Below are 23,191 nucleotides of genomic sequence, written 5' to 3'. Positions count from 1 at the left end.
AGTTCATATTAAAAATAAAAAACCTTCCATTTTTGTAGGTTTAAAGGAGGTCATTACCTTGAAAAAAATCGGCTTTTTAAGCTTTGGACATTGGATGGAGCAAGGATCGCTTGTGAAATCAGCTCAAGATGCTTATTTGCAATCGATTGATTTAGCGGTGGAAGCAGAAAAAATCGGAGTGGACGGAGCGTTTTTCCGCGTACATCATTTTGCCCCTCAGATTGGGTCGCCGTTTCCTTTGCTAGCGGCAATCGGCGCAAAGACAAGTAAGATTGAAATCGGTACAGGACTTATTGATATGCGATATGAAAACCCTTATTATATGGCAGAAAATGCCGGATTGACAGATATCATCACGCAAGGAAGAGTGCAACTAGGAGTGGGGCGTGGTTCACCTGAACAAGTTCTAGATGGCTGGAAATACTTTGGTTATGATTACAGTGAAGAAGAAATCAAAGAGGTAACACGGGAACGCACCCTTGAATTCTTGGAATTACTTGAAGGAAAACCATTTGCAGAACCAAATCCTCAACCAATGTTCCCGCAAGGATCAGGAAAATTACGGATAGAACCTTATTCAGAAGGATTACGACAAAGAATCTGGTGGGGAGCTGGTTCGCAGCAAACGGCAATCTGGGCAGCACAACATGGAATGAATCTGCAATCATCTACATTAGTCAATTACGAATCCCATGAGCCATTCCATATCCAACAAGCAAACCAATTACGTGCGTATAAAGAAGCGTGGAAGCAAGCAGGTCATGATTTTGAACCAAGAACATTAGTTACTCGCTCGATTCAGCCAATCACCACTGATTTGGATCGACGCTTATTTGGACAAGACGGTAGTCCGCAACAAGATGCTGTCGGCTATCTTGCTTATCACCGAAACCCAACGATTTTTGGAAAAACTTTTGCTGGTGAACCTGATCAATTAATCAAGGAGCTAGCTGAAGATGAAGCAATCAAAGAAGCAGACACAGTACTTGTCACGATTCCTAATACTTTAGGTGTTGAATACAACATGCATTTGCTTGAAACAATCGTAAAAGATATCGCTCCAGAATTAGGATGGCGATAAAAAGGATATTTCTGTAAGTGCAGGATACTTGAGTGAAAAAATAAACACTTCTAACAATCAGTTAGAGGTGTTTATTCATGTTTTCATGAAGTTCATAGAGAAGGAAAGTGAGTTATCCGTTTGTTCAGTGAGAATGTTCATAAGCTTCTTTTACATGTTGGGGTAAATCATCAGGAATCAGTTTCAATACGGCTTCTTCATTGCCGGTTTTTATTGCTTCTTCATAGTACCAGCTTTTGTAATTTAGCATAGCGAGTACTCTTTCTAATTTTGTTATTTCTTCTTCTACAACTTCTTTTTGCTTTTCGAATAGTTCTTTACGAACCGCAAACGTCTTACTGCCTTCTTTGCTCCATTCCATGAATTGCTTGATGTCTTTTATTTCTAAACCAGATTTTTTCAAACAATCAATGACTCTCAAAGCCTCTAATTCACTCTCTGAAAATTTTCTAATACCGGAAACACGCTGGATATCAGGAAATAATCCCTCTTTGTCGTAATAACGTAAAGTAGAAACAGGAAGTCCAAACATTTCAGATACTTGTCCAATGGAATACATAAAAAAATCCTCCTAAATTAAAATTTTACCCTTGACCTAAAGTCAGGTTTGAGTTTTATCATGATAATACATTCAAAAACAAATGTCAATTTTGATCAAAGGAGCGTTTAGAATATGAGTAAAGAATTAAATATCACCCAAGAATGGGACAAAGTATTTCCAAAAAGCGAGCAAGTCAATCATCGAAAGGTGAGCTTCCCGAATCGTTTTGGTATCACATTAGTCGCTGATTTATATGAACCAAAAGAAGTAAGTGAAGAGAAATTGCCAGCAATCGCTGTGAGCGGACCATTTGGCGCAGTAAAGGAACAATCGTCTGGTCTATATGCGCAGACGATGGCTGAAAGAGGCTTTCTAACGATTGCATTTGACCCATCGTTTACAGGAGAAAGCGGAGGAATACCACGATATGTTGCTTCACCTGATATCAATACGGAAGACTTTCAAGCGGCAGTAGACTTTTTATCTGTACAAAAAAATGTAAACCCTGAGAAGATCGGAATCATCGGTATTTGTGGATGGGGAGGTATGGCATTGAATGCGGCAGCAATCGATACACGGGTCAAAGCAACAGTCGTCTCAACAATGTACGATATGACTCGAGTAACAGCCAATGGCTACTTCGATGCTATGGATGAAGATGCCCGATATAAAATGCGTGAAGAATTAAATGCACAACGTATCATTGATTTCAAACAAGGGGACTACGCACGTGCTGGAGGAGTGGTTGACCCATTGCCTGAAGATGCTCCTCAATTTGTCAAAGACTATCATGCGTATTATAAAACAGACCGCGGATATCATGTCCGTTCTTTAAACTCCAATGATGGTTGGAATAGGACATCAGGGTTGTCACTTATGAATGCAAAACTATTGCATTATATTCCAGAAATCCGTCATGCAGTCTTAGTCATTCACGGGGAAAAAGCTCATTCACGTTACTTTGGGGAGGACGCTTTCAAAGAACTAAAAGGTGACAACAAGGAACTCATGATCATTCCAGGAGCATCCCATACAGATCTATACGACCAGACAGACATCATTCCATTTGAAAAAATGGCAACATTCTTTGAAGAGAACCTTGTGTAACCAAAAGGATTTAATCTAAAAGAGATTATGAAAAAACTGCCCTGCATCAAGTAATAAGGACAGCCAAAAAAGCTCCTCATTTTTGACTTGGTTGGACTCATTAGCGCAGATGCAAGCTTTTGAGCACCGTTTAAAGAAGAGGTTGTGAAAAAGCCGCTTAGTTTCGAGTATTAAGAAAAATTTTGTGAAAATGGCTTTCCACATTTTTGCATAAATTTGGCTTAATACCGAGAAACTGGCTTTTGAACACCGTTTATACCAAGAGGTCGTGAGCCTGCCGTTTAACTCTGAGTCACAAGGAGCAATTTCAAAAAATAGCTTCTCATGTTTGTGGAATATTGTGACTTGTGACCGAGGAGTTGGCATGAGAACACCGTTTATTCGAAAAAGGACTGTGACACTGTACTGACCCCCAAAAGTTAGACCAAAAAATCTAACTTTTGGGGGTCGGTACACACGTTTTTTGTCACAGTCTCTTTGTATCTCATTTCATATAAACAATTATTTACTTTGTACTATTTATTTCATTTCTGTGATTTTAATGCTTTTTGCTAAATTTTTTACATCAGCTGGAATAACTTTCCCGACTTCTGATTGCTGTGCATTCGACATGCCGCAAGCCATTGCGTACCTTACACATTCTTTTAAAGGATAATTCTGTTCTAATGAATGAGCAAAACCTCCAACAGTGGCATCCCCAGAGCCTGTTGTATTAATGATAGGAATCTTAGGGATCTCAACATTCCAAAATTCTTCTTTTACTTTGACTACTGCACCATACGAGCCGCAAGAAATCATGATAACATCGATATCTTTAAATAGTTGATTTGTTTTTAGATGGTGTTTTATGTCGCTTTTTTGAGTAATTTTTTGATGGATGATATCTGAAAACTCATGGATATTAGGTTTGATGAACATCGGTTTATACTTACTTGCTAAGACTTCACGGAGATGTTGTCCAGATATATCCATTAATATATAGGTGGAAGGATCTATTTGTTCTTTGATATATTGTAATAATTTAGCATACAAAAAGGGATCTGGATTGTTAACAGAACCATTTATTGTAATGACTGAAAGGTAATTATTTTTACTGATTAGTTTGATATCATTCATTAATTTTTTGATAGTAGTATCTGCTATTTCAGGACCAGCTTCCACTAGCTCTGTCTGCGTTTCATCATCATGCATGATCGTGACGGCACCTCTTGATTCTTCTGCAATAGGTAAAAAATGCAAATCAAACAAATTTTCATTTTTCAGCATATCTTGAATCATACTGCCAAAATAACCGCCCAAAAACCCCGTTAAAATAACTGATGAACCTAGTAGAGCAGAAGCTCGTCCGCAATTGATTCCCTTGCCGCCTACATAGCGTACCGGAGAATCAAAGCGTGTCATCGTACCTAATTCAAAGTGTTTTGTAAAATAAATGGAATCAATGGATGGGTTCATCGTGATTGTCAGTATCATTTTTGGGCTCCTTTAATATTGTTAAGTATTTTGAATAATGATTGAAATCCTGTTCTGATAAATGATTATCGGTTATTAGATAATCAAAATCGGTTAATTTTCTAAAAGTATAGACGTCTGATTTATTTAATTTTGAATAATCTGCAACAATGCATTTGATTTTTGCTGCATTGAGCGCTGCGTTCTGAATATTTCCCTCAATAAATTGAGCGGTTGTCACATTGTTATCAAATATGCCGTTTGTTGCAGCGAAAGAGATATCGACATTCAAACTTTCAAAAGATCTTTCTGCAACTTCCCCAATGAACTCTTCTGTAATAGGAGAAAATTCGCCACCAGTAAGTAAAATCCGATAACTTGTATGATTCTTTAAATAGTTGAAAGCAATCAAACTGTTTGTAATTACAAATAGATTTTTCTTTTGAATGAAAGGAAGTGCATATAGGATCGTTGTTCCAGCACCGACATAAATAGTAGAATTATCGGGAATCATACTGTTCATGACTTGACCAATATATTTTTTTTCGGCTACATTCGTATCAATCTTTTCTTGAGTCGATAGTTCTCGATTATAAGGTTCCTTTCGTTCAACGCCACCATATAGCTTTTTTACTTTATTTTTTTTTGCTAATTCAGTGACATCTCGGCGTATGGTCATTTCTGATACGCCTAATTTGTTAGCGATTTCTGAATTAGTTAAATAAAAATCTTTCTCTAATAACGTAATGATTCGTTCTTGTCTTTCTTTTTTCAGCATATGAATTACTCCTTTAACATAAAAGTCAATTTTTGTTCGACTTTGTTCTTCTTAATTATATAGATAAACGATTTTATTTTCAAGTAGATCAAATTTAACAAAATAAATTTCTTTTGAAAGCGTTGACAAAACAAGCTAACAGAAATATAATGTTCTTGTAAAACAAAGATGAACTTAGTAGAACAATAAATTAACAAACTTAATCAAAAAGGAGGAGGTTGGAATGAAATATAAAGAGATGTTCGTTCCTAGTTTGATTCAATTAGCGGTAGAAGTAAAAAATAAAGAAGAAGCTTTTTTAATCGCTGCACAACGATTAGAAAAAATGGGGTACGTCAATGAGAATTATTTGAATGGACTGATTGCAAGAGAAAGAGAATTTCCTACTGGATTGATTACTAAGTATTTAAATATCGCGCTGCCACATTCGGAATGTGAATATGTCGAAAAGCCATTTGTTTTTGTTATGCAGCTGAAGAACCCAATTTATTTTTATCAAATGGGGGATAGTCAGGAAATGACTGTAGAAAATCTATTTTTTTTAGGAATCAAAGAACCAAAAGAACAAGTAGGATTACTTCAAGCGTTTATGAATTTATTCATGGATGAAACATTCGTGGAAAACTATAAGAAACAAGAAACACCGCAAAACATATACGAACTTATTACAAATTATATTTAGGAGGAAGAAAAAATGAAAAATCGGTTAATTGTCGCATGTGGAAGTGGAGTAGCAACGAGTCAGACAATCGCTAGTAAGATCCAAAGTATGTTAGAAGATGACGGCATCGCATTTCCTGTAGAAGCAGTTGATTACAAATCGATTCAAAATGAGCTTCTAACTGCTGGAATCTATGTGTATGTCGCACAACCTGATGAGGAAGTACTTGAACAAGCAAAAGATTTGGGTATTGAAGTATTTCCAGGAATTCCATTTTTAACTGGAATGGGTGTAGAACCTATTTATGACAGTATCAAAGAGTTAGTACAGTAAAGGAGGATTGTTGGATAAAAAAGTTGGTTCATAGTTTTATCTACTATATTTCGAAAGAAAGAAGGTTTATTTATGGAAGTTTTCCAAACCATTATCAATTATGTTTTGAACTTAGGATCAGCCATTTTTGTTCCCCTGATTATTTTGATACTTGGATTGTTGGCAGGGATGAAATTAAAAAAAGCATTCATGTCTGCTTTGACTTTAGGGATTGCTTTTAGCGGAATGTCTATGGTCATTGGCTATATGTCTAACGCAGTAAGTCCAGCATCAGAAGCATTGGCTAAAAATACGGGAATCAGTTTGCCTGCACTTGATCTTGGTTGGACAGGTGCAGCAAGCATCACATGGTCGTGGAGTTATGCTTTTATATTTTTTGCAGTAACGATTGGGGTCAATTTTGTACTGTTACTTTTTAATTGGACGAAGACGTTGAATGTTGATATGTGGAATGTTTGGGGGAAAGCTTTAACTGCTTATTTAGTTTATTATGTTTCCGGTAGTTTGGCTGCAGGCTTTCTTACTGCAATGGTCCAAGTTATATTGGAATTAAAGCTTGGTGATATGTTTCAAAAACATATACAAGATCTCACAGGGATTCCATTAGTAACAGTGACTCATTTTATGACATCTGCCGCTGTCTTATTGCTGCCTTTCAATATGATCATGGATAAAATTCCTGCTTTAAATAAACGAGCGGATACGAATGCATTGAAGAAGAAAATTGGGATCTTCTCTGAAAACTCTGTAATGGGATTCATTATTGGATTGGGGCTTGGCTTTGCTGCTGCGTATGGCGTTTCAGGTTCTCTTAATCTAGCGATCCAAACAGCTACAGCATTAAGTTTGTTTCCTATGATCTCTAAAATGTTCATGCAATCTTTGTCTCCTCTAGCAGACGCTATGTCAGAATTTATGAAAAAGCGGTTTAAGGATCGTGAAGTATATATCGGATTGGACTGGCCGATATTAGCTGGTCGTTCAGAAATTTGGGTTACTGCTATTTTACTTGTTCCTGTGTTTATTGGTTATGCCATTATTTTGCCAGGAAACCAAGTATTACCATTAGCAGGGATTATCAACTATTCGATTGCGGTCGGCGGATTACTTTTAACAGGAGGAAACTTGGCTCGTATGCTGATCTTGGGAATCCTCACGATGCCTATTTATTTGTACGGGGCCACTTACCTTGCGCCAATACTCAGTGATTTAGCAGAAAAAAGCGGAGCAGTCGAGGGAATCAAGAAAGGACAGTTGATCACATGGTCATCCATAGAAGGGCCGGAGTTCAGGGTTTTATTTGCGGAGGCATTTAATAGGAATATTCTCGCTATTGTAGGATGCGTGATTTTTCTAGGACTGTTTGTTCTACTTTATAAATATATGATAAAAGCGAAAGTACCGAGTGAACGTTATGCTGAACTACAAAAATAGCATTGAAATGGTGGGAAAGTAATGAAAAGAGAAGAGACAGATAAAATAAAATGGACAGTCGCTCTTTGTGGTACACTTCTGCTATTTCTATATGGACTCTTTACTCAGAATATCATCATCAATCTATTGGTCATTTTTTTCGCACTAGTGATCTATAAATATGGAAATCACGTTTTATTCAGAGAGTACGATGAAAAAAGAAAACGGAAAATAGAAGAATCAATAAAAATAAAAGAAGCTACCAAAGAAATATTGAGAGAAAAAAGTTTTATAAAAAGATAATGGAGGGGTCATTATGTCAGATGGACGTATGTTATTTGAGAGAGAACGACAGGACATGGCACGTATCGTAAGAGTGATTTTCGAAAGGAAAAACACAAATGTCGCAGGAGGGAATTTTTCCTTTAAAACCACTGATGATCAAGGGAAAGACTACATCATCATGACGCCGACCATGATGTCAGAAGCCTATCTAGGAGAGATTTCTCCTGCACAGGTTCTAGTAGTAGAACCAAGAACGCGTAGAATCGTTGACGGAGTCGGTCATTTAACTCGGGAGATCAATATGCATGAAGCGATGTACGAGACTAATCCAGCTATCAAAGCTGTCCTCCATGCTCATGCGCCTAATGCAATGTTCTGGGCGACTACTGGGTTGCCTATGCCTAATTTGACAGAAGCCACAGCTAAAGTAAAAGAGATTCCTGTCATGGACTTTGAGCCTAATTGCTCTGAAGAACTTGCTGAATTGACAAGCGACTATGTAAAAAAACAGCATCTTGAATTACCGCATATGTTGCTGCTCAACTCTCATGGCGTATTGATCAACACAGGTGGAGAATCAGGAATCGAAGCTATCCATAAAGCACTGCAAATCCTTGATACAGTTGAATGGAATGCAGAAATTGCCTACAAGCAGACGATTTTTCAAGCATTAGGGATTACTGACGGTTTTTATTCAAAAGGTGAGAAAATCGGGGGATTGGAAGAGTTGAAACATAAAACGGCTATTTATAATAAATCTGTTATTGCAGCTGGTGGAGACTAACCTATCTGACACAAAAAACTACGACTTTCACAAAATCTGATCCAGATCGATATCTGCTTCAGGTTGTATTATGTAAGTCGTAGTTCTTTTCTTTTATTTAGTTAAGAGGTGGTCTGTCCATTCCCTCGCTTGCTCGATTTCGTCCATCGTCAACTGATGACCTGTTACAGTTAGCTGAATAGTCACATTTGCTTGGCGTGTTTCGAATTGATCGGCCAATTCTTTAAAGGAAGCAGGGGAAACGATTGGATCGTTATCACCATAAGAAAGCCAGACGGTTTTATCCTCTAATGTGGAACGGCTTTGATGAACACCTAAAGACATCGGATGGAAAAACAACCCTTTATTTAGCTCGGTCTCACGCTCCAATAATAAATGAGCAGCGATGTTTGCGCCATTTGAATAGCCGACAAGCAGCCAATCACTTAACGGTATCAGTTCTTTTTCGCTGATTTCTTTGATTTTTTCATGGAGTTTATCTGTTTCTTTTTCCAAACTGTCCAGGTCGAATTGATTCAATCCATTACGCTTGAAAAAACGATTCATCCCATCTTCTTGGACCGTGCCACGAAAAGAAAGCAATGTACTGTTTGGTGCAAGAAAGTGAGCGATATCCAGTAAAGAATGTTCATCGCCACCTGTGCCATGAAGTAAGATCAAATGCTTGCCACTTGTTCCTTTTTCAAAAATGTAGGTCATTTTGTTCCCTCTTTTCTGTTTCTATAGATGCAAAAAATGAAGTAGCATGAAGAGATTATTCACGTTTTTTATTTGCATCACTTGTATCGAAAGGACGGACATAGGCTTCAATGGCTTCACGACGTTCTTCTAAGAATGGAGGAAGAGATAGTTTTTCTCCTGCTGATTCTGCTGGTTCATCTTCAAGGAATCCAGGACCATCAGTTGCTAATTCAAACAGTACGTGATGAGCGGCTAGGAAGTACTCAGATTGGAAATAGAAACGATCGACGAAACCAGAATTTGGCAATTCAATCTTATTGATTACTTGAATCCAGTATTCCAATGCTTCTTTGTCTGCTACACGCAATGCTAAGTGATGGATATTTCCAAATCCTTCGATTGCTTTTGGCAAGTCTGTCCGATGTTCAATAATGATGCTTGCACCATTTCCGCCTTCACCGATTTCAAATAAGTAGAAATCTCCTGAATGGTCTGTTTCTTTGAATCCTAAGATTTTTTCAAGAATCAAGCGGATATGCTCTAATTGACTGACACGGACAAAGACAGGTCCAAGTCCTGTGATCGCAAACTCTGTCGGTACATTGCTGTTTTTCCAAGGAATGCCAGCTGCTACACCTTGATTGTTTTCGTCAGAGATCAATTGATAATACTGATTATCGAAATCTTCAAATTCGATATATTTTTTGCCGAAACGTTCATTGATTGCTGAATGAGTAACGTCATATTTTTCAAAACGTTCCAACCAAAAGTCTAATGCTGCGTCACTTGGCACACGGAAAGAAGCACGAGAGATCGTATCTGTTCCTTTTTTTCCTTTTGGCTGATTTGGAAAATCAAAGAAAGTCATATCTGTTCCTGGCGCACCAGTATCGTCTGTAAAGTAAAGATGGTAAGTTTCGATGTCATCTTGGTTAACTGTTTTTTTGATTAAGCGCATTCCTAAAATATCTGTAAAAAAGCGGTAGATTTTTGTAGCGCTAGATGTCATTGCTGTGACGTGGTGAATTCCTCTGATTTGTGTATCCATGATAAATTTCCTCCTGTTAACTTACAAAAAGTAAGTAGTTGATTTAGACATAGTATAGAGGGTGCATCTCTATTTTGCAATTAATTTGTCTTCTAAAGTATCAGGAAGGAATCAAGAATGGAAAAGAGGAGGGACGGATCAATAAAATAAAAAGACTTACGACTAGCTGTATCGATTTCAAAAAAACTAGCTTTAAAAAGCTAACTTTAGAATCATTACGGGTGGTCATAAGTCTTTTTATGCTGAGTTATTTTTTCATTTTTGAGCTAATGCTTAGGATAGGATAGAATAGAATGTTGATTTCACGATCTCTTCTTGTTACTTGAAACTGCTTTCCACTGTCACGATCTCTTGGTAAACGGCTTTTTCACAACCTCTTCATTTAAGTTGAACGCACATCCAGCACAGAATAGTTCCGAACATCAAATCGGTTTCGGCTGGAAGAATATTCAATCGGCTGTCCATCTTTGAGATAGACGACTTGCTGAACTTCCAGTACAGGATCGTTTTCTGCACAGTTCAAATATTGCTGATCATATTCATCACTTTTATCTGCAGAAATAGCACGATAAGCCCCTGCAAAATGGACATTCAATTCTTGATGAAGATGATCATAGATAGAGGCTAACAAATGTTCTTTTTTTAAACCCGGCACAAGATGGACTGGCATAAAGGTATGCTCTAAAACATATGGCTCGCCATCTAAGATCCTTAACCGGTGAATATTGTAGACAGGTTGCTCGGCATCGATCATCAATCGTTCTTGGATATATTGATTAGGGAATTCAACATCAAAATGAATGATTTGACTCTTCAAAGAACGATGTCTGCGTTTCATTTGGAGACTCAAACCTTCATACTCGTTAGCGGGCGATGTGTCTTTTTGCATAAATGGATGATTCAAGATTTTCGTTCCTGATCCTCGCTGCGAATAGACAAGTCCTTCCATTGCTAAGATATTGATGGCTTTTTTGATTGTCATCCGGCTCGCACCAAATTCTTTTACCAAGTCGACTTGATTAGGCAAAAAACTATCGGGAGGATACTCTTTTGAACGGATACGTTCTCTTAAAATATTTGCGATTTCTTCGTATTTTGGCACGTTATTCACCTCTTCTAGAGTATAACGAAAGATTATGCTTCCGACAACTCGAAGTAGCATCTGGAACATTGTTTATTCGAAAAAAGAGGTCATGACAAGTTTTTGTCACAACCCCTTAATGATCTATTAAGCAATATCTAAATCTGGTTGTTTATCTAGTACTTTCAGGAATGGGTACCAGATAAAGGCAACGATGACAAAGTCGATGACTTGCAGCATACCACCAAGCCATGAATTTGTTGCTAAGACACCGCTTGCAATGATTGGCACAGTCCATGGAACAGAGACGCCAGTTGGTGCAGGGACAAGTCCAGCAGCCATTACCAAATAATTGAACGTCGTTACGATTAGAGGTGCCACAACCCAAGGAATAAGGATTGTTGCATTCAATACGATCGGTAGACCGAAGATCGCTGGTTCATTTACATTGAAAATACCAGGTGCTAAAGCTAATCGTCCAACATCACGATACTGTTTCTTTTTAAGAACAAAGGCCATCAATAAAACGACAGCTAAAGTCATTCCAGAGCCACCAATACCAACAGTGAAGGTTTCCATGAATGGTTTTGTGATGATGTGTGGTAATTCTTTTCCATGTTGATAAGCTTCTAAGTTATCAAGCATCAGTGTATTCCAAATCGGGTCCATTACAGAGTTGACGATGATTTGTCCGTGAAGTCCGAAGAACCATAAGAATTGGACAAAGAACAAAGCAATCAATGTTGCAGGTAAACTACTTCCCAAACCAGTTAATGGTTTTTGGATCACTTCATAAACGACGTCATGTAAGTTAGCATTGAAAATACCAGTCATCACAGCATTGATTACTAAGAAAATAGTTAGTGTCACTACAGCAGGGATCAAAGCGGCAAATGATTTTGTTACTGCAGGCGGAACTCCATCAGGCATTTTGATCTGCCAGCCGCGTTTCGTGATTCTGCAGTAGATTTCTCCAGCCAAGAAAGCAGCGATCATTCCAATGAACATTCCTTTTGCGCCAAGACGATCAAGTGAAAGCACACCAGTCACATCTTCACCGCCAGCGGTTTTCATTGCAAAAGGCGTAAGAATCAAGAAGCTGGCAAAAGACACGGCACCACCGAAAATACCTTCAACGTCATAAGATTTTGATAAATAATAGCCGATACCAAAAGTAACAAAAACCGACATGATGCTCATTGTTGCATTTTGCCCATTACCGAATAAGTTCGATAAAGTTCCCTTTGTTGCGTCACTGAAAAAAGGCAAGTTATTGATAACGACAACGATCGAACCGAACATCGTTAAAGGGAAGGAAAGCATGAAAGCATCCCTCAGCACTGTAAGGTAACGATTTTGCCCTAATAAATTAGCTAAGGGCATGATTTTCTCAGAAAGCTTGTCCATAAAACCGTTCATTTTTATTCACCTCAAATTTATTTGCAATCGATTACATACAAAGTATAACGCCAAAAATTTTAAATGTCTAGTCATTTTCATAAAAAGTATTGATTTATTTTTTAGGGTTCGTTATGATTACGGTATCAAGAAAAAAGAGAGGAAGTAAAAAAATGAAAACCTACACATTCCCAGAAAATTTTTGGTGGGGTTCTGCTGCTAGCGGACCGCAAACAGAAGGAAGAGTAAGTGATGATGGTAAAGGAGAAAATATTTGGGATCATTGGTATGAATTAGAGCCTGAAAAATTCTTCGATCAAGTAGGACCTGAAAAAACTTCGCAAGTTTACACAAAATACAAAGAAGATGTTCAGTTAATGAAAGAAACTGGCCATAACACATTTCGTACATCTATCCAATGGAGTCGTTTGATTCCAGAAGGGACAGGTGAAATCAATCAAAAAGCTGTTTCTTTTTATCGAGATTATTTTACTGAATTGCTGGATAATGGTATTGAACCTTTTGTGAACCTTTACCATTTCGATATGCCACTACCACTGCAAGAAAAAGGCGGGTGGTTATCAAGAGAAACGGTCGACGCTTATGTTTCTTATGCAGCAGCGTGCTTTGAACTGTTTGGAGATCTGGTCAAAAAATGGTTTACTCATAATGAACCAATCGTACCTGTAGAAGGAGGCTACTTGTATCAATTCCACTATCCAAATCATATCAATATGAAAGAAGCGGTCCAAGTAGGCTATCATGAGAATCTAGCAAGCGCAAAGGCAATCAAAGCCTACCATGAAGGCGGACATGATGGTGAGATCGGAATCATCTTGAATCTGACACCAAGCTATCCGAGAGATGAAACGAACCCAGAAGATGTAAAAGCGGCGAAGATCGCTGACGCATTCTTCAACCGATCATTCCTTGACCCTGCAGTGAAAGGAGAGTTTCCACAAGAGTTGATCGAAATTGTCAAAGAATTGGCTATAATGCCAGAGATCCATGAAGGAGACCTAGAACTCATCCGTGAAAACACGATTGACCTGCTAGGAATCAATTACTATCAGCCTCGTCGAATCAAAGCAAAAGAAACTCCAATCAATCACGAACATAGCCCCATGCCAGATGATTATTTTGATAATTACGACATGCCCAATAAAAAAATGAATCCATATCGTGGATGGGAAATTTACGAAAAAGGAATCTATGATATTTTAACGAATACAAGAGAAAACTATGGTAATATCAAATGCTATATTTCTGAAAATGGGATGGGGGTCGAAGGAGAAGAACGATTTGTTAACAGCGAAGGAACTATTGAAGATGATTACCGGATTGAGTTCGTTACGGATCATTTGAAATACGTCCATCAAGCAATCCAAGAAGGAACCAATTGTGTGGGTTACCACATGTGGACATGTATGGACAACTGGTCTTGGACAAATGCTTATAAGAATCGCTATGGCTTTATCGCTGTTGATTTGGCACAAGACGGTAAACGGACGATCAAAAAATCAGGTCGCTGGTTTAAAACGGTCTCTGAAAAAAACGGATTTGATGCCTGATATTTTTTGATAAAACGTTCACAAAATGTTTGTTCTAACACTGTAATCGTGCTACACTAACAGTGAAGGAGGCGTTTACAATGGTAGATACTTATCGTAATATTTTAGTAGCAATTGATGGTTCTGAAAAGGCAGAAAAAGCATTTCTTGAGGCAATCACGATTGCCAAACGAAATCAGGCAACGTTGCACATCCTGTATGTCAATGAAGTAACAGGAAATTACTTTGGTGATTTTGCATTTGTTACAACAAGCCTTCAGGAAGAATTGGATGAGGTTGCGGAAAACCAGATGAAAGAACATCGAAACTTGGCAATTGAAAAAGGCCTGACAGATATCGAGACATATGTTCTTTACGGTTATCCAAAGACACTGATTGCTAATTTCCATGAATCGAAAGAACCAATCGATCTGATTGTCATGGGGGCGACAGGTCTGAATGCGGTAGAACGTGCACTAGTAGGTTCCACTACTTCCTATGTAGTCAACCACGCATCATGTAACGTCATGGTTGTAAAATAAATAAATTAAGGAAACAGAAAGCAAAAAAGCATAACGCTTCTTTTGCTTTCTGTTCCTTTTATTTTTTTGTAAAAAATTACTTTACCTGATGAAGTAATCATGCTATTCTAATTACAACGACAGATGGAGTAATATGGAGGAAAGAAAATGATTTCAAGTGATGGAATACGCGGATACAATGATGCGATTATTTTATCGATCCTTAACAAAAACGATTCTTATGGATATGAAATTTCTAAAACGATTCGTGAGAGGACAAATGATTCCTATGTGATCAAAGAGACAACACTTTACTCCGTTTTTGCCCGTTTAGAAAAGAATCAACTGATTGTTTCGTATCCTGGAGAAGTGACTCATGGAAAAAAGCGGACATATTATAAAATCACTGAAATAGGGCGTAATCTTTTAGAAGAAAAAAAGCAAGAGTGGCTGACGACGAAAGACGTAGTCGATCAATTTTTGGAGGGAAATTAAATGGATACAATCCGTAATTATTTAGACAGTCTTTTTATCGGAGTACCTCAAAGTACCGAGATAGATAAGCTGAAAACTGATTTGTTGGCAAATATGGAAGACCATTATCATGAATTGATGGGAGAAGGAAAAAATGAACAGGAGGCCATCGGTACAGTAATTTCGACATTTGGTTCAATCGATGAATTATTAGAAGAACTAGATGTCGAAAAAAAACATCAAGCTGACGAGACGGAAACAAACACAGCTTCTATTTATTTAAGCGAAGCAGAAAACTACTGGAAAGAATACAGAGCGGCAAGTCTCCAAGTGGCATCAGGTGTTCTATTCATTAGCTTATCTTTTGCAAGTTTTCTTTTCTTTTGTTCATCAGGATATGTGTTCATGGGTATTTCTTGTCTGATTTTCAGTATAGCATTAGCTGTCGGTTTTTTTATTGCTTCTGGTATGAAAATCACACGTTTAAATCACTTTTTGCACCATCGGAAAATACCTGAAAAAGTATTAGCAGAAGCAAAAGAAAAAGAAGAAGAGTATCAGCGAAGTTTTGGCTTCTCACTGATTGCAGGAATCGGATTATGTATTTTTTCACTTTTCCCACTTTTGGCTTCTTTAATGTGGTATATGGATGGTAGTATCGGTGCCTCTATATTTTTTGTTACGGTAGGAACGGGAGTCTTCTTGATCATTTATGGCAGTCTGGTCCGTCATTCTTATCGTCAATTCACTCAAAATGCTTATTACTGGTGAATGTATTCAGATTTGTAAAAATATTCTATTTATCCGGCGTAGAAAAAAAGACGTGACACGCTTTTGTCACAGTCTTTTTTATATATAATAATTTAAAAATTCATCATCTAAATCCGTAGAATTTTCTAGATTGCTTACCCATGTAAAATCGTTATAGACAGATTTCAGTTGACTTCTGCGCCATTGTACAGGGATAAAAAGACGCATGCTATCTTCATTGAATCCGACTAATAATTTCTTTCCGTCAGTAATGATGGGACGTTGTAACAAAGTAAAATGCGAGACGATCAGATCGACAAGCTCTGAGGTCGTACATTGGTCGATTTGATCTTTCAAATTTTTATAATCAATCGAGCGTTTAGCTAATAGATCGTCAAATCCGTTTTCTGTTAATGACAATAAATAAAATATCTCTTTCCTTGTTAAAGGCTGTTTAGGTGTGAAAATTCGTTCTCTGTAAGGCATTTGATGGTCTTTCAGCCAGTTTGCCATCAGATGGTAACTATGTGTGCGAGAAGAATAGATCGTAAGCATAAAAAAACTCCTTAAATAGTCCATTAATTTGTTAGATCTGTTGAGATAAATAATAGGTAAGGAGCTGTGCATAAGCATTGATCAAAACAACCCAAACATCATTAGAAATAACTTTCTAAAGTCTTAAACTTGCGACGAGAAACAACTAGACTAATAGAAAAAATGTCTTAGCCATTTGGCTTCCTGTTTGTTTTTTTGCTTATGCTGCAGCTCCTCGGGAAAGGGTTCTAACAATTTGAAGAAGGTTGATGATTGATCTAGTTTAAATTGTGTGAAATTTGAAATCTGGTGTTTTTACTAGATGAATCACCTAACAACTATGATTATAACTTATAGAACTTCTGTTTTGTATTCGGTTTTGTTATAGTTGTTATAAAGTTTTATTTTATTACAGAACATTTTTAATTAATAAAGAACAGTTAGAAGTTAAAATTGCTGATTCACATAGAGTTTATGACTTCTTGGAAATTCTTTTTCAATCAGTTTTTTCATCTGTTTATGAAATTCTTTTTTTTCAGTAAACATAAAGGTTTGGGTATCGTAACCTTCTTCATGTAGGAAATAGATTATTCCTTTTTCTGTGTTTTGCGTATAAGCTTTTATACTCCTGTCTTTTTTGAAAGAACAGATCGTATAGCCATCTATTTGGTCTGGTAGTCGTTTGATTTTCTTCAAAATGACTTTTTTATCCTCAAGTTTCATTTTTTTCACCTGACTTTATTTTTTTCATATGGAAATCATAGCGCCTTTGGTTATATGAAAACAAGAAGGATACTGAAATATATATAAATCAAATAGTGGTTATTTATTATTAGAATAGCGAATACAAATAAACGACCACTATTTTCTGATTTATTGCAAATGTTTTTTCAAATAAATTTGATTACCAAGAAAAGGTAGTGGTATATTTACTGAGGGATACTTTGAAAAACATATGATAGAAACAGTAACAGCATTATGAAAAATCTTTTTATAAAAATGGAGGAATCGATTTGATGGAAGATCAGTATGTACAAGCAATGACGATCGCAGGATCAGATAGCGATGGAAGCGCAGGGATGCAAGCAGATATGCATACATTCTTTACAAGAAATGTTTACGGTGTTTCTGTCATGACCGCATGTGTTGCAGGTAATTCTTACGGAATCGGAGCAAGTGTGACATTGCCAACAGATTTTATCGACAAAGAATTTGAACTGATTGCGAAGGACTTTCAAATACGTGCAGCTAAAACAGGTATGCTAGCAGATTCAAAGTTGATTGAGACAGTTGTAAAAAATTACCAAAAATATGATTTTGGACCATTAGTCGTGGATCCCGTAATCGTAACGAAACATGGAAATCTTTTACTAGAAGAATCTGCTTTGCAAAGCTTGAAAGAAAAGCTTGTCCCTTTGGCCGAAGTACTGACACCTAATTTTTATGAAGCAGAAAAGCTGACTGGACGGACATTAGCAGCTGAAGAAGATTTTGTGCAAGCAGCAAAAGAACTGCAAGATATGGGTGCAAAAAACGTTATGATCAAAGGACATCATGCTAAAGATGCGCAGCAAGAAACAGTCAATGACTACGTATTGCTCGAATCAGGAAAATCATTTTGGTTAAATGCACCATTTTATCCTACCGACCGGATCAACGGAACTGGCGATTCGCTATCTGCATGTATTGCAGCTGAGTTAGCGAAAGGAAAAACAGTTGAACAAGCGATCCGATTGGCAAAAGACTATGTAAACCGTGCAATTCGTGAAGAAATAAATGTAGGGCACAAATATGGACCCATCAATCATTGGGCAGCTGGTGAATTAGAGTAAAAGAAAGAAGTTGTGAGATCAGCGTCCTGTTCTGAGTATTAGAGAAACAAACGGAAAAATAGTTCTCATGTTTTGCCGTTTGTTTCTCTAATACCGAAGGTCAGCTGATTGAACACCGTTTAGTGAAGAGGTTGTGAAAAAGTTGCCCTGCATCAAGTAATAAGAACAGCCAAGTAAAAACAGCTTCTCATGTTTGTTGAATATTGTGACTTGTGACCGAGGAGTTGGCAGGAGAACACCGTTTGTTCGGAAGAAGGGACTGTGACAAGATTTTTGTCACAGTCCCTTTAATCTTAGTATATTTTTCTCTACTTGAATAAAAAAATTATAGGATTGGAGAAAATAATCGAGAAATTTGTTGCTTGAATAATAGCCAGTTAGACATTTCTTTGACTGTTTCAGTTGTCATGGATGAACAATGTGTCTCATCTTCTTTGAACTGAGTAGCAAGTTCTTCTAAAAACTCAGGATCGTAAATGACAGCACTTGTTTCAAAATTCAATCGGTAGCTACGAATATCTTGATTTGCTGAACCTACCATGCAGATTTCATCATCCATTATCAATGTTTTTGCATGGAGGAAGCCGTTCTCATAGACAAGGATTTGTACATTTTCCTTGATCAGCTGCCGAGCATAATATTGTGTTGCTCGATAAATAAAAGGATGATCCGGTTTGTTGGGAATCATGATTTTCACATCTACACCAGAGGCAGTTGCGATTTTTAAAGCAGCAATGACACTTTCATCAGGAACAAGGTAAGGTGTCTGTATCCAAACACGTTTTTTAGCAGAAGTAATCAATTTGATAAATGAAAGCTTGATTTGTTCCCTTTCGTTATTCGGTCCGCTTGAAACAAGCTGGATGGATGTATCAGCAAGCTTAGATTCATCTCGATCTGCTTTTTTAAAGAAATAATTCAAATGATAGCCGACCTTTTTTTCTTCAGGTACCGAGACGTTCCAGTCTGTTAAGAAGCGAAGCTGGAGCAAAGAAGAAGCGGCACCGAAAATCCGTATATGCGTATCGCGCCAATAGCCGAATTTTTTTGTTGTATTTACATATTGATTGGCAATATTGAAACCACCGGTATAACTAATCTTTCCATCGATCACAACGATTTTTCGGTGATCATGGTAATTCAATCGGAAACGAAGTAATGCCTTTTGTGAGGTAACAAATGTATGGACATGTCCACCATTTTTGATTAGACGATTGAAATCTTTTGCTTTTGTGCCATGAGAGCCAAATGCATCATATAATATTCGAACTTCCACGCCTTCTGCGGCTTTTTCTTCTAAAACATGTAAGACTTGCTGGCCGATATTATCTGTCACAAATGCGTAATATTCGATATGGATCGAATGTTTGGCTTTTTTTAGATCTTGAAGCAGTGAATCCAATTTCTCTTGTCCGTCTGTGAGAAGAGTGACAGAATTCATTCTTGTCAGCGGCATACGATTTAATGAAGAGAAGAAGTCGACAAATTGCTGTTTGTCTTTATCGCCCATGTCAGGATCGTAATGTTCAATGGTATCTCCTCTAAAAGACTGAAAGTTTTCTAATTCTTTCAAGTCACTTTGTCGGAGATAGAATTTTTTCTTATCCGTTAATCCACGTCCGAAAAATAAATATAATACAAAACCCACCCCAGGAAGGGCAAACAATACTAAGAGCCATGCCCAAATGGCTGCTACATCTCGGGGTTTGATCAAAATAGCCACCAAAGCAATAAGTGCATTTAATAGATAAAGGGCGGTTATAATACTAGATACCACAAAAATGTTCCTCCTTACATACAATAACATTAGTATAGCATGATAGAAGAAAGAAGCCTACCAAGGTGAATATACTTTTCACTCCTTTCATGAAAATGTAGGTAAATCGGGCTAAAGTAGTTGCTTTTTGTAGGTTAATAAGGTAGGATATTAGTACAGTTGAATATCTCCTTAGGGGAGTAACCGGCAACGTTTGTTGCGATAATATCAACAGTAAGTTAACCAAATGGTTTTCTGGTATTGTATGAAATGGTGAGACCTAAGACAAATGCGTATTTGTCTTAGGTCTCTTTTTTTTCAGACAGGACTAGGGCCAAGATCAAAAAATGGGGGATGAAATTTGGAAAACAAGGAACAAGCACAACAAGCGGTCTATAAAGAAACGATCGACTCGTTGATGCAGCAAACGCAGAGCTCAACCGATGGATTGAGCACCACGCAAGCGAAGGAAAAATTAGAAAGAGATGGCTTGAACCAGCTAAAAGAAAAGCCGAAGAAGCCAACTTGGAAATTGTTCTTAGAAACTTTCAAAGATGCAATGGTTATCGTATTGCTGATTGTCGCACTGATTCAGATGGTCATGGGTGACTACATCGAATTCTTAGTTATTTTTGCAGTATTGATGTTGAATTCTATAATCAGTGTTGTCCAAACAAAAAAAGCAGAAGGTTCTTTAGAAGCGTTGAAAAACCTTTCAGCGCCCGATGCTCGAGTGATTCGTGATGGTAAGGAAAAAACGATTCCGGCAAACGAACTTGTGGTAGGAGATATCGTGTTGTTAGACGCAGGCGATTATGTACCTGCTGATGGACGTTTACTAGATGCGGGATCATTAAAAGTAGATGAAGGTATGCTGACAGGAGAGTCGACTTCTGCAGAAAAAGAAGTAACGGATATCACAAGTACGGTACCAATCGGAGATCGTACAAATATGGTATTCAGTGGAACGATCGTAACTTACGGACGCGGTAAATTCTTAGTGACTTCAACTGGGAATAATACGGAGATCGGACAAGTTGCTGGCCTTTTGGAATCAACAACTGAGCAAGTCACTCCGTTACAACGAGGTCTGGATAAATTCAGTAAAAAACTAAGTTTGGCTATTTTAGCATTGTCTTTATTGATTTTAGGTATCCAACTGTTTCGTATTTATCTTGGAGAAGGTACAGGAGATATGACTGCAGATATCGTCAGCGCAGTGATGTTTGCCGTAGCCGTAGCCGTAGCTGCTATTCCAGAAGCATTACAGTCTATCGTAACAATCGTGTTATCTTTGGGAACGAATAAAATGGCAAAACGTCATGCCATTATCCGAAAACTTCCAGCAGTTGAAACACTTGGTTCGACAAGTATCATCTGTACAGATAAGACTGGTACATTGACACAAAACAAAATGACAGTTGTTGACTACTTTTTAGGTAATGGCGATACTGGGGATTTCACAAATGACCCTTCAAAATGGACAGCTGACGAACGTCGCTTGATCGAAATCAGTGTTTTAGCGAATGATGCATCGATCAGTGAAGACGGTACTAAATTGGGCGACCCTACGGAAGTAGCGTTTATCGACTTTAGTGAAAAATTAAACCAGCCTTATCAGGAAATCCGAAACAACTACCCAAGACAAGCAGAACTTCCTTTTGACTCAGATCGAAAATTAATGTCTACTGGACACACAATTGATAACAAAAATTACTTGTTTGTTAAAGGCGGACCAGATATCGTCTTCCAACGCAGTAAAAAAGTATTGCTAAATGGTGAAGTCGTTCCGATGACGGATGAATTGATGAAAAAATTCCAAGAGCAAAATGAAGCTTTTTCAACACGCGCATTACGTGTACTAGCTTTTGCTTACCGTCCACTTGATAATTTTGATTTATCATTTGAAGATGAAGACGATTTGATCCTTGTTGGTTTGCTTGCTATGATCGATCCTCCACGTGCTGAAGTGACTCAGGCGGTAACAGAAGCAAGAAGTGCAGGAATCAAAACAATCATGATTACTGGTGACCACAAAACAACAGCTGTTGCTATCGCAAAACAAATCGGGATTTTTGAAGAAGGAAACCTGGCTTTGACCGGGACGGAACTAGATGAATTGACAGAAGATCAACTAAACGAAGTTTTAGAAAAAGTCACTGTTTATGCACGTGTTTCACCTGAGAATAAAATTCGTATCGTTCGTGCTTGGCAAAATAAAGGTCATATCTCAGCTATGACAGGTGATGGTGTAAATGACGCACCAGCATTGAAACAAGCAGACATCGGAATTGCTATGGGAACGGGTACAGATGTGGCAAAAGATGCAGCAGCGATGGTATTGACGGATGATAACTTTGCTTCTATTGTCAGCGCAGTAGAAGTAGGACGTAATGTGTTTGATAATATCAAGAAAGCTATTTCTTATCTATTTGCAGGAAATTTAGGTGCGATCATTGCGATCATCTTTGCCTTAGTTGCTGACTGGTCCAATCCATTTACAGCATTACAACTGTTGTTCATCAATTTAGTCAATGATTCACTGCCAGCAATTGCATTAGGTACAGAAAAAGCTGAACCTGCTACGATGAACCGCCCGCCAAGAGATCCAAATTCAGGAATCTTTACGGACAAAACATTGATTTCTGTAACGTATCGTGGTGTGCTGATTGGGATTGCTGTTATCTTTGCTCAATGGCTTGGCATGCAGCATTCACCTGAATTCGGTGTAGCCATGTCATTTTCAACATTGATTTGGTGTCGGACATTGCAAACATTCCCAGCACGTTCAAACACACAAACAGCTATCCAAGCAGGGTTCTTCTCTAACAGAAGTGTCTTACTAGCTGTAGTTGTATGTAGCGCGCTTTACTGCTTAACAATGATCCCAGGACTGAAAGAAGTCTTCTCTATCCCATCAGCATTTGGATTGACAGAAGTCTTTACATGTATGGGAATCGCACTTGTGACAATTGTTTTGATGGAAATCACTAAATTGATCATTGTACGAGTACAAGGAAATAAATAAAACGAATCAACGAGGTTGTGAGCCTGCCGTTTAATTCTGAGTCACAAGGTGCAATTTCAACAAACAGCTTCTCATGTTTGTTGAATATTGTGACTTGTGACCG

Annotated in this window: 23 protein-coding genes; 13 read left to right on the top strand and 10 right to left on the bottom strand. The window is 37.7% G+C overall.

What is annotated here, in order from left to right; all coding sequences use genetic code 11:
- Positions 1-58 precede the first annotated feature (58 nt).
- Positions 59-1,081 (top strand): LLM class flavin-dependent oxidoreductase, encoded by a 1,023-nt coding sequence (locus IGL70_RS08140; RefSeq protein WP_002299744.1) that lies wholly within the window; start codon positions 59-61, stop codon positions 1,079-1,081.
- A gap of 124 nt (positions 1,082-1,205) precedes the next feature.
- On the opposite strand, the gene IGL70_RS08135 is transcribed toward IGL70_RS08140, so the two are convergent.
- The gene (locus IGL70_RS08135; protein WP_002337766.1) at positions 1,206-1,640 is read right to left on the bottom strand and encodes a MerR family transcriptional regulator; all 435 of its coding nucleotides are present in this window, start codon (positions 1,638-1,640) and stop codon (positions 1,206-1,208) included.
- A 114-nt stretch (positions 1,641-1,754) separates the two neighbouring features.
- Between IGL70_RS08135 and IGL70_RS08130 the strand changes: the two genes are divergently transcribed.
- Positions 1,755-2,729 carry an alpha/beta hydrolase gene (locus IGL70_RS08130; protein WP_086300143.1) on the top strand — a complete coding sequence of 325 codons (975 nt, stop codon included), beginning with the start codon at positions 1,755-1,757 and terminating at the stop codon, positions 2,727-2,729.
- Positions 2,730-3,248: 519 nt separating this feature from the next.
- On the opposite strand, the gene IGL70_RS08125 is transcribed toward IGL70_RS08130, so the two are convergent.
- Positions 3,249-4,202, bottom strand: a complete 954-nt coding sequence (locus IGL70_RS08125; protein WP_086300141.1) for a 1-phosphofructokinase family hexose kinase — start codon at positions 4,200-4,202, stop codon at positions 3,249-3,251.
- Positions 4,168-4,959 carry a DeoR/GlpR family DNA-binding transcription regulator gene (locus tag IGL70_RS08120; protein WP_002306971.1) on the bottom strand — a complete coding sequence of 264 codons (792 nt, stop codon included), beginning with the start codon at positions 4,957-4,959 and terminating at the stop codon, positions 4,168-4,170. The genes IGL70_RS08125 and IGL70_RS08120 overlap by 35 nt, the downstream gene beginning before the upstream one ends.
- 223 nt (positions 4,960-5,182) lie before the next feature.
- On the opposite strand from IGL70_RS08120, the gene IGL70_RS08115 reads away from it, so the two are divergent.
- From IGL70_RS08115 to IGL70_RS08095, 5 genes are all read left to right on the top strand, one after another.
- Positions 5,183-5,641 carry a PTS sugar transporter subunit IIA gene (locus tag IGL70_RS08115; RefSeq protein ID WP_002294359.1) on the top strand — a complete coding sequence of 153 codons (459 nt, stop codon included), beginning with the start codon at positions 5,183-5,185 and terminating at the stop codon, positions 5,639-5,641.
- 12 nt (positions 5,642-5,653) lie between these two features.
- The gene (locus IGL70_RS08110; RefSeq protein WP_002288285.1) at positions 5,654-5,953 is read left to right on the top strand and encodes a PTS sugar transporter subunit IIB; all 300 of its coding nucleotides are present in this window, start codon (positions 5,654-5,656) and stop codon (positions 5,951-5,953) included.
- Positions 5,954-6,025: 72 nt separating this feature from the next.
- On the top strand, positions 6,026-7,387 hold the full coding sequence (locus IGL70_RS08105; RefSeq protein WP_002294360.1) for a PTS galactitol transporter subunit IIC: 1,362 nt from the start codon (positions 6,026-6,028) through the stop codon (positions 7,385-7,387).
- 21 nt (positions 7,388-7,408) lie between these two features.
- Positions 7,409-7,669, top strand: coding sequence for a hypothetical protein (locus IGL70_RS08100; protein ID WP_002291816.1), 261 nt, complete (start codon positions 7,409-7,411; stop codon positions 7,667-7,669).
- 13 nt (positions 7,670-7,682) lie between these two features.
- The gene (locus tag IGL70_RS08095; protein WP_002288278.1) at positions 7,683-8,435 is read left to right on the top strand and encodes a class II aldolase/adducin family protein; all 753 of its coding nucleotides are present in this window, start codon (positions 7,683-7,685) and stop codon (positions 8,433-8,435) included.
- Between the two features lie 93 nt (positions 8,436-8,528).
- Here the strand turns inward: IGL70_RS08095 and IGL70_RS08090 are convergent, their stop codons facing one another.
- From IGL70_RS08090 to celB, 4 genes are all read right to left on the bottom strand, one after another.
- A complete protein-coding gene (locus IGL70_RS08090; RefSeq protein ID WP_002297939.1) occupies positions 8,529-9,134 on the bottom strand; it encodes an alpha/beta hydrolase in 606 nt (201 codons plus the stop codon).
- Between the two features lie 55 nt (positions 9,135-9,189).
- Positions 9,190-10,164 (bottom strand): ring-cleaving dioxygenase, encoded by a 975-nt coding sequence (locus IGL70_RS08085; RefSeq protein WP_002288275.1) that lies wholly within the window; start codon positions 10,162-10,164, stop codon positions 9,190-9,192.
- A gap of 382 nt (positions 10,165-10,546) precedes the next feature.
- Positions 10,547-11,266 (bottom strand): GntR family transcriptional regulator, encoded by a 720-nt coding sequence (locus IGL70_RS08080; RefSeq protein WP_002294363.1) that lies wholly within the window; start codon positions 11,264-11,266, stop codon positions 10,547-10,549.
- A gap of 126 nt (positions 11,267-11,392) precedes the next feature.
- Complete coding sequence (gene celB, locus IGL70_RS08075; protein ID WP_002294365.1) at positions 11,393-12,664, bottom strand: PTS cellobiose transporter subunit IIC; 1,272 nt, start codon at positions 12,662-12,664, stop codon at positions 11,393-11,395.
- Between the two features lie 152 nt (positions 12,665-12,816).
- Between celB and IGL70_RS08070 the strand changes: the two genes are divergently transcribed.
- From IGL70_RS08070 to IGL70_RS08055, 4 genes are all read left to right on the top strand, one after another.
- Positions 12,817-14,214, top strand: a complete 1,398-nt coding sequence (locus IGL70_RS08070) for a glycoside hydrolase family 1 protein (protein WP_002323562.1) — start codon at positions 12,817-12,819, stop codon at positions 14,212-14,214.
- Between the two features lie 80 nt (positions 14,215-14,294).
- A complete protein-coding gene (locus tag IGL70_RS08065) occupies positions 14,295-14,735 on the top strand; it encodes a universal stress protein (RefSeq protein ID WP_002289467.1) in 441 nt (146 codons plus the stop codon).
- 147 nt (positions 14,736-14,882) lie between these two features.
- Positions 14,883-15,209 carry a PadR family transcriptional regulator gene (locus IGL70_RS08060; RefSeq protein ID WP_002289468.1) on the top strand — a complete coding sequence of 109 codons (327 nt, stop codon included), beginning with the start codon at positions 14,883-14,885 and terminating at the stop codon, positions 15,207-15,209.
- The gene (locus tag IGL70_RS08055; RefSeq protein WP_104873792.1) at positions 15,210-15,959 is read left to right on the top strand and encodes a permease prefix domain 1-containing protein; all 750 of its coding nucleotides are present in this window, start codon (positions 15,210-15,212) and stop codon (positions 15,957-15,959) included.
- Between the two features lie 78 nt (positions 15,960-16,037).
- Here the strand turns inward: IGL70_RS08055 and IGL70_RS08050 are convergent, their stop codons facing one another.
- Together IGL70_RS08050 and IGL70_RS08045 are read right to left on the bottom strand one after the other, a co-directional pair.
- Positions 16,038-16,493: a Spx/MgsR family RNA polymerase-binding regulatory protein gene (locus IGL70_RS08050; protein ID WP_002289471.1), complete on the bottom strand. Its 456-nt coding sequence runs from the start codon at positions 16,491-16,493 to the stop codon at positions 16,038-16,040.
- 426 nt (positions 16,494-16,919) lie between these two features.
- The gene (locus IGL70_RS08045) at positions 16,920-17,195 is read right to left on the bottom strand and encodes a hypothetical protein (RefSeq protein WP_002289474.1); all 276 of its coding nucleotides are present in this window, start codon (positions 17,193-17,195) and stop codon (positions 16,920-16,922) included.
- A gap of 293 nt (positions 17,196-17,488) precedes the next feature.
- Here IGL70_RS08045 and thiD point away from each other — a divergent pair, with 293 nt between their 5' ends.
- On the top strand, positions 17,489-18,304 hold the full coding sequence (gene thiD, locus IGL70_RS08040) for a bifunctional hydroxymethylpyrimidine kinase/phosphomethylpyrimidine kinase (protein WP_002294369.1): 816 nt from the start codon (positions 17,489-17,491) through the stop codon (positions 18,302-18,304).
- A gap of 325 nt (positions 18,305-18,629) precedes the next feature.
- On the opposite strand, the gene cls is transcribed toward thiD, so the two are convergent.
- Positions 18,630-20,081, bottom strand: coding sequence for a cardiolipin synthase (gene cls / locus IGL70_RS08035; RefSeq protein ID WP_002294371.1), 1,452 nt, complete (start codon positions 20,079-20,081; stop codon positions 18,630-18,632).
- 340 nt (positions 20,082-20,421) lie between these two features.
- Here cls and IGL70_RS08030 point away from each other — a divergent pair, with 340 nt between their 5' ends.
- Positions 20,422-23,088, top strand: a complete 2,667-nt coding sequence (locus IGL70_RS08030; protein ID WP_002294372.1) for a cation-translocating P-type ATPase — start codon at positions 20,422-20,424, stop codon at positions 23,086-23,088.
- Positions 23,089-23,191 lie beyond the last annotated feature (103 nt).

It is taken from the genome of Enterococcus sp. DIV0901a, assembly GCF_051711525.1.
Taxonomy (GTDB): Bacteria; Bacillota; Bacilli; order Lactobacillales; family Enterococcaceae; genus Enterococcus_B; species Enterococcus_B faecium.
The sequence above is the reverse complement of the archived record's forward strand: the minus strand, read 5'-3'. Positions and strand labels throughout refer to the sequence as shown.

Excerpts from the sequence above, each read along its gene's own strand:
- IGL70_RS08060 (WP_002289468.1), top strand. The coding sequence starts at position 14,883 with ATGATTTCAAGTGATGGAATACGCGGATACAATGATGCGATTATTTTA.
- IGL70_RS08105 (WP_002294360.1), top strand. The coding sequence starts at position 6,026 with ATGGAAGTTTTCCAAACCATTATCAATTATGTTTTGAACTTAGGATCA.
- IGL70_RS08065 (WP_002289467.1), top strand. The coding sequence starts at position 14,295 with ATGGTAGATACTTATCGTAATATTTTAGTAGCAATTGATGGTTCTGAA.
- IGL70_RS08120 (WP_002306971.1), bottom strand. The coding sequence starts at position 4,959 with ATGCTGAAAAAAGAAAGACAAGAACGAATCATTACGTTATTAGAGAAA.
- IGL70_RS08130 (WP_086300143.1), top strand. The coding sequence starts at position 1,755 with ATGAGTAAAGAATTAAATATCACCCAAGAATGGGACAAAGTATTTCCA.
- IGL70_RS08100 (WP_002291816.1), top strand. The coding sequence starts at position 7,409 with ATGAAAAGAGAAGAGACAGATAAAATAAAATGGACAGTCGCTCTTTGT.
- IGL70_RS08110 (WP_002288285.1), top strand. The coding sequence starts at position 5,654 with ATGAAAAATCGGTTAATTGTCGCATGTGGAAGTGGAGTAGCAACGAGT.
- IGL70_RS08045 (WP_002289474.1), bottom strand. The coding sequence starts at position 17,195 with ATGAAACTTGAGGATAAAAAAGTCATTTTGAAGAAAATCAAACGACTA.
- thiD (WP_002294369.1), top strand. The coding sequence starts at position 17,489 with ATGGAAGATCAGTATGTACAAGCAATGACGATCGCAGGATCAGATAGC.
- IGL70_RS08085 (WP_002288275.1), bottom strand. The coding sequence starts at position 10,164 with ATGGATACACAAATCAGAGGAATTCACCACGTCACAGCAATGACATCT.
- celB (WP_002294365.1), bottom strand. The coding sequence starts at position 12,664 with ATGAACGGTTTTATGGACAAGCTTTCTGAGAAAATCATGCCCTTAGCT.
- IGL70_RS08125 (WP_086300141.1), bottom strand. The coding sequence starts at position 4,202 with ATGATACTGACAATCACGATGAACCCATCCATTGATTCCATTTATTTT.
- IGL70_RS08055 (WP_104873792.1), top strand. The coding sequence starts at position 15,210 with ATGGATACAATCCGTAATTATTTAGACAGTCTTTTTATCGGAGTACCT.
- IGL70_RS08050 (WP_002289471.1), bottom strand. The coding sequence starts at position 16,493 with ATGCTTACGATCTATTCTTCTCGCACACATAGTTACCATCTGATGGCA.
- IGL70_RS08115 (WP_002294359.1), top strand. The coding sequence starts at position 5,183 with ATGAAATATAAAGAGATGTTCGTTCCTAGTTTGATTCAATTAGCGGTA.
- IGL70_RS08070 (WP_002323562.1), top strand. The coding sequence starts at position 12,817 with ATGAAAACCTACACATTCCCAGAAAATTTTTGGTGGGGTTCTGCTGCT.
- IGL70_RS08135 (WP_002337766.1), bottom strand. The coding sequence starts at position 1,640 with ATGTATTCCATTGGACAAGTATCTGAAATGTTTGGACTTCCTGTTTCT.
- IGL70_RS08095 (WP_002288278.1), top strand. The coding sequence starts at position 7,683 with ATGTCAGATGGACGTATGTTATTTGAGAGAGAACGACAGGACATGGCA.
- IGL70_RS08090 (WP_002297939.1), bottom strand. The coding sequence starts at position 9,134 with ATGACCTACATTTTTGAAAAAGGAACAAGTGGCAAGCATTTGATCTTA.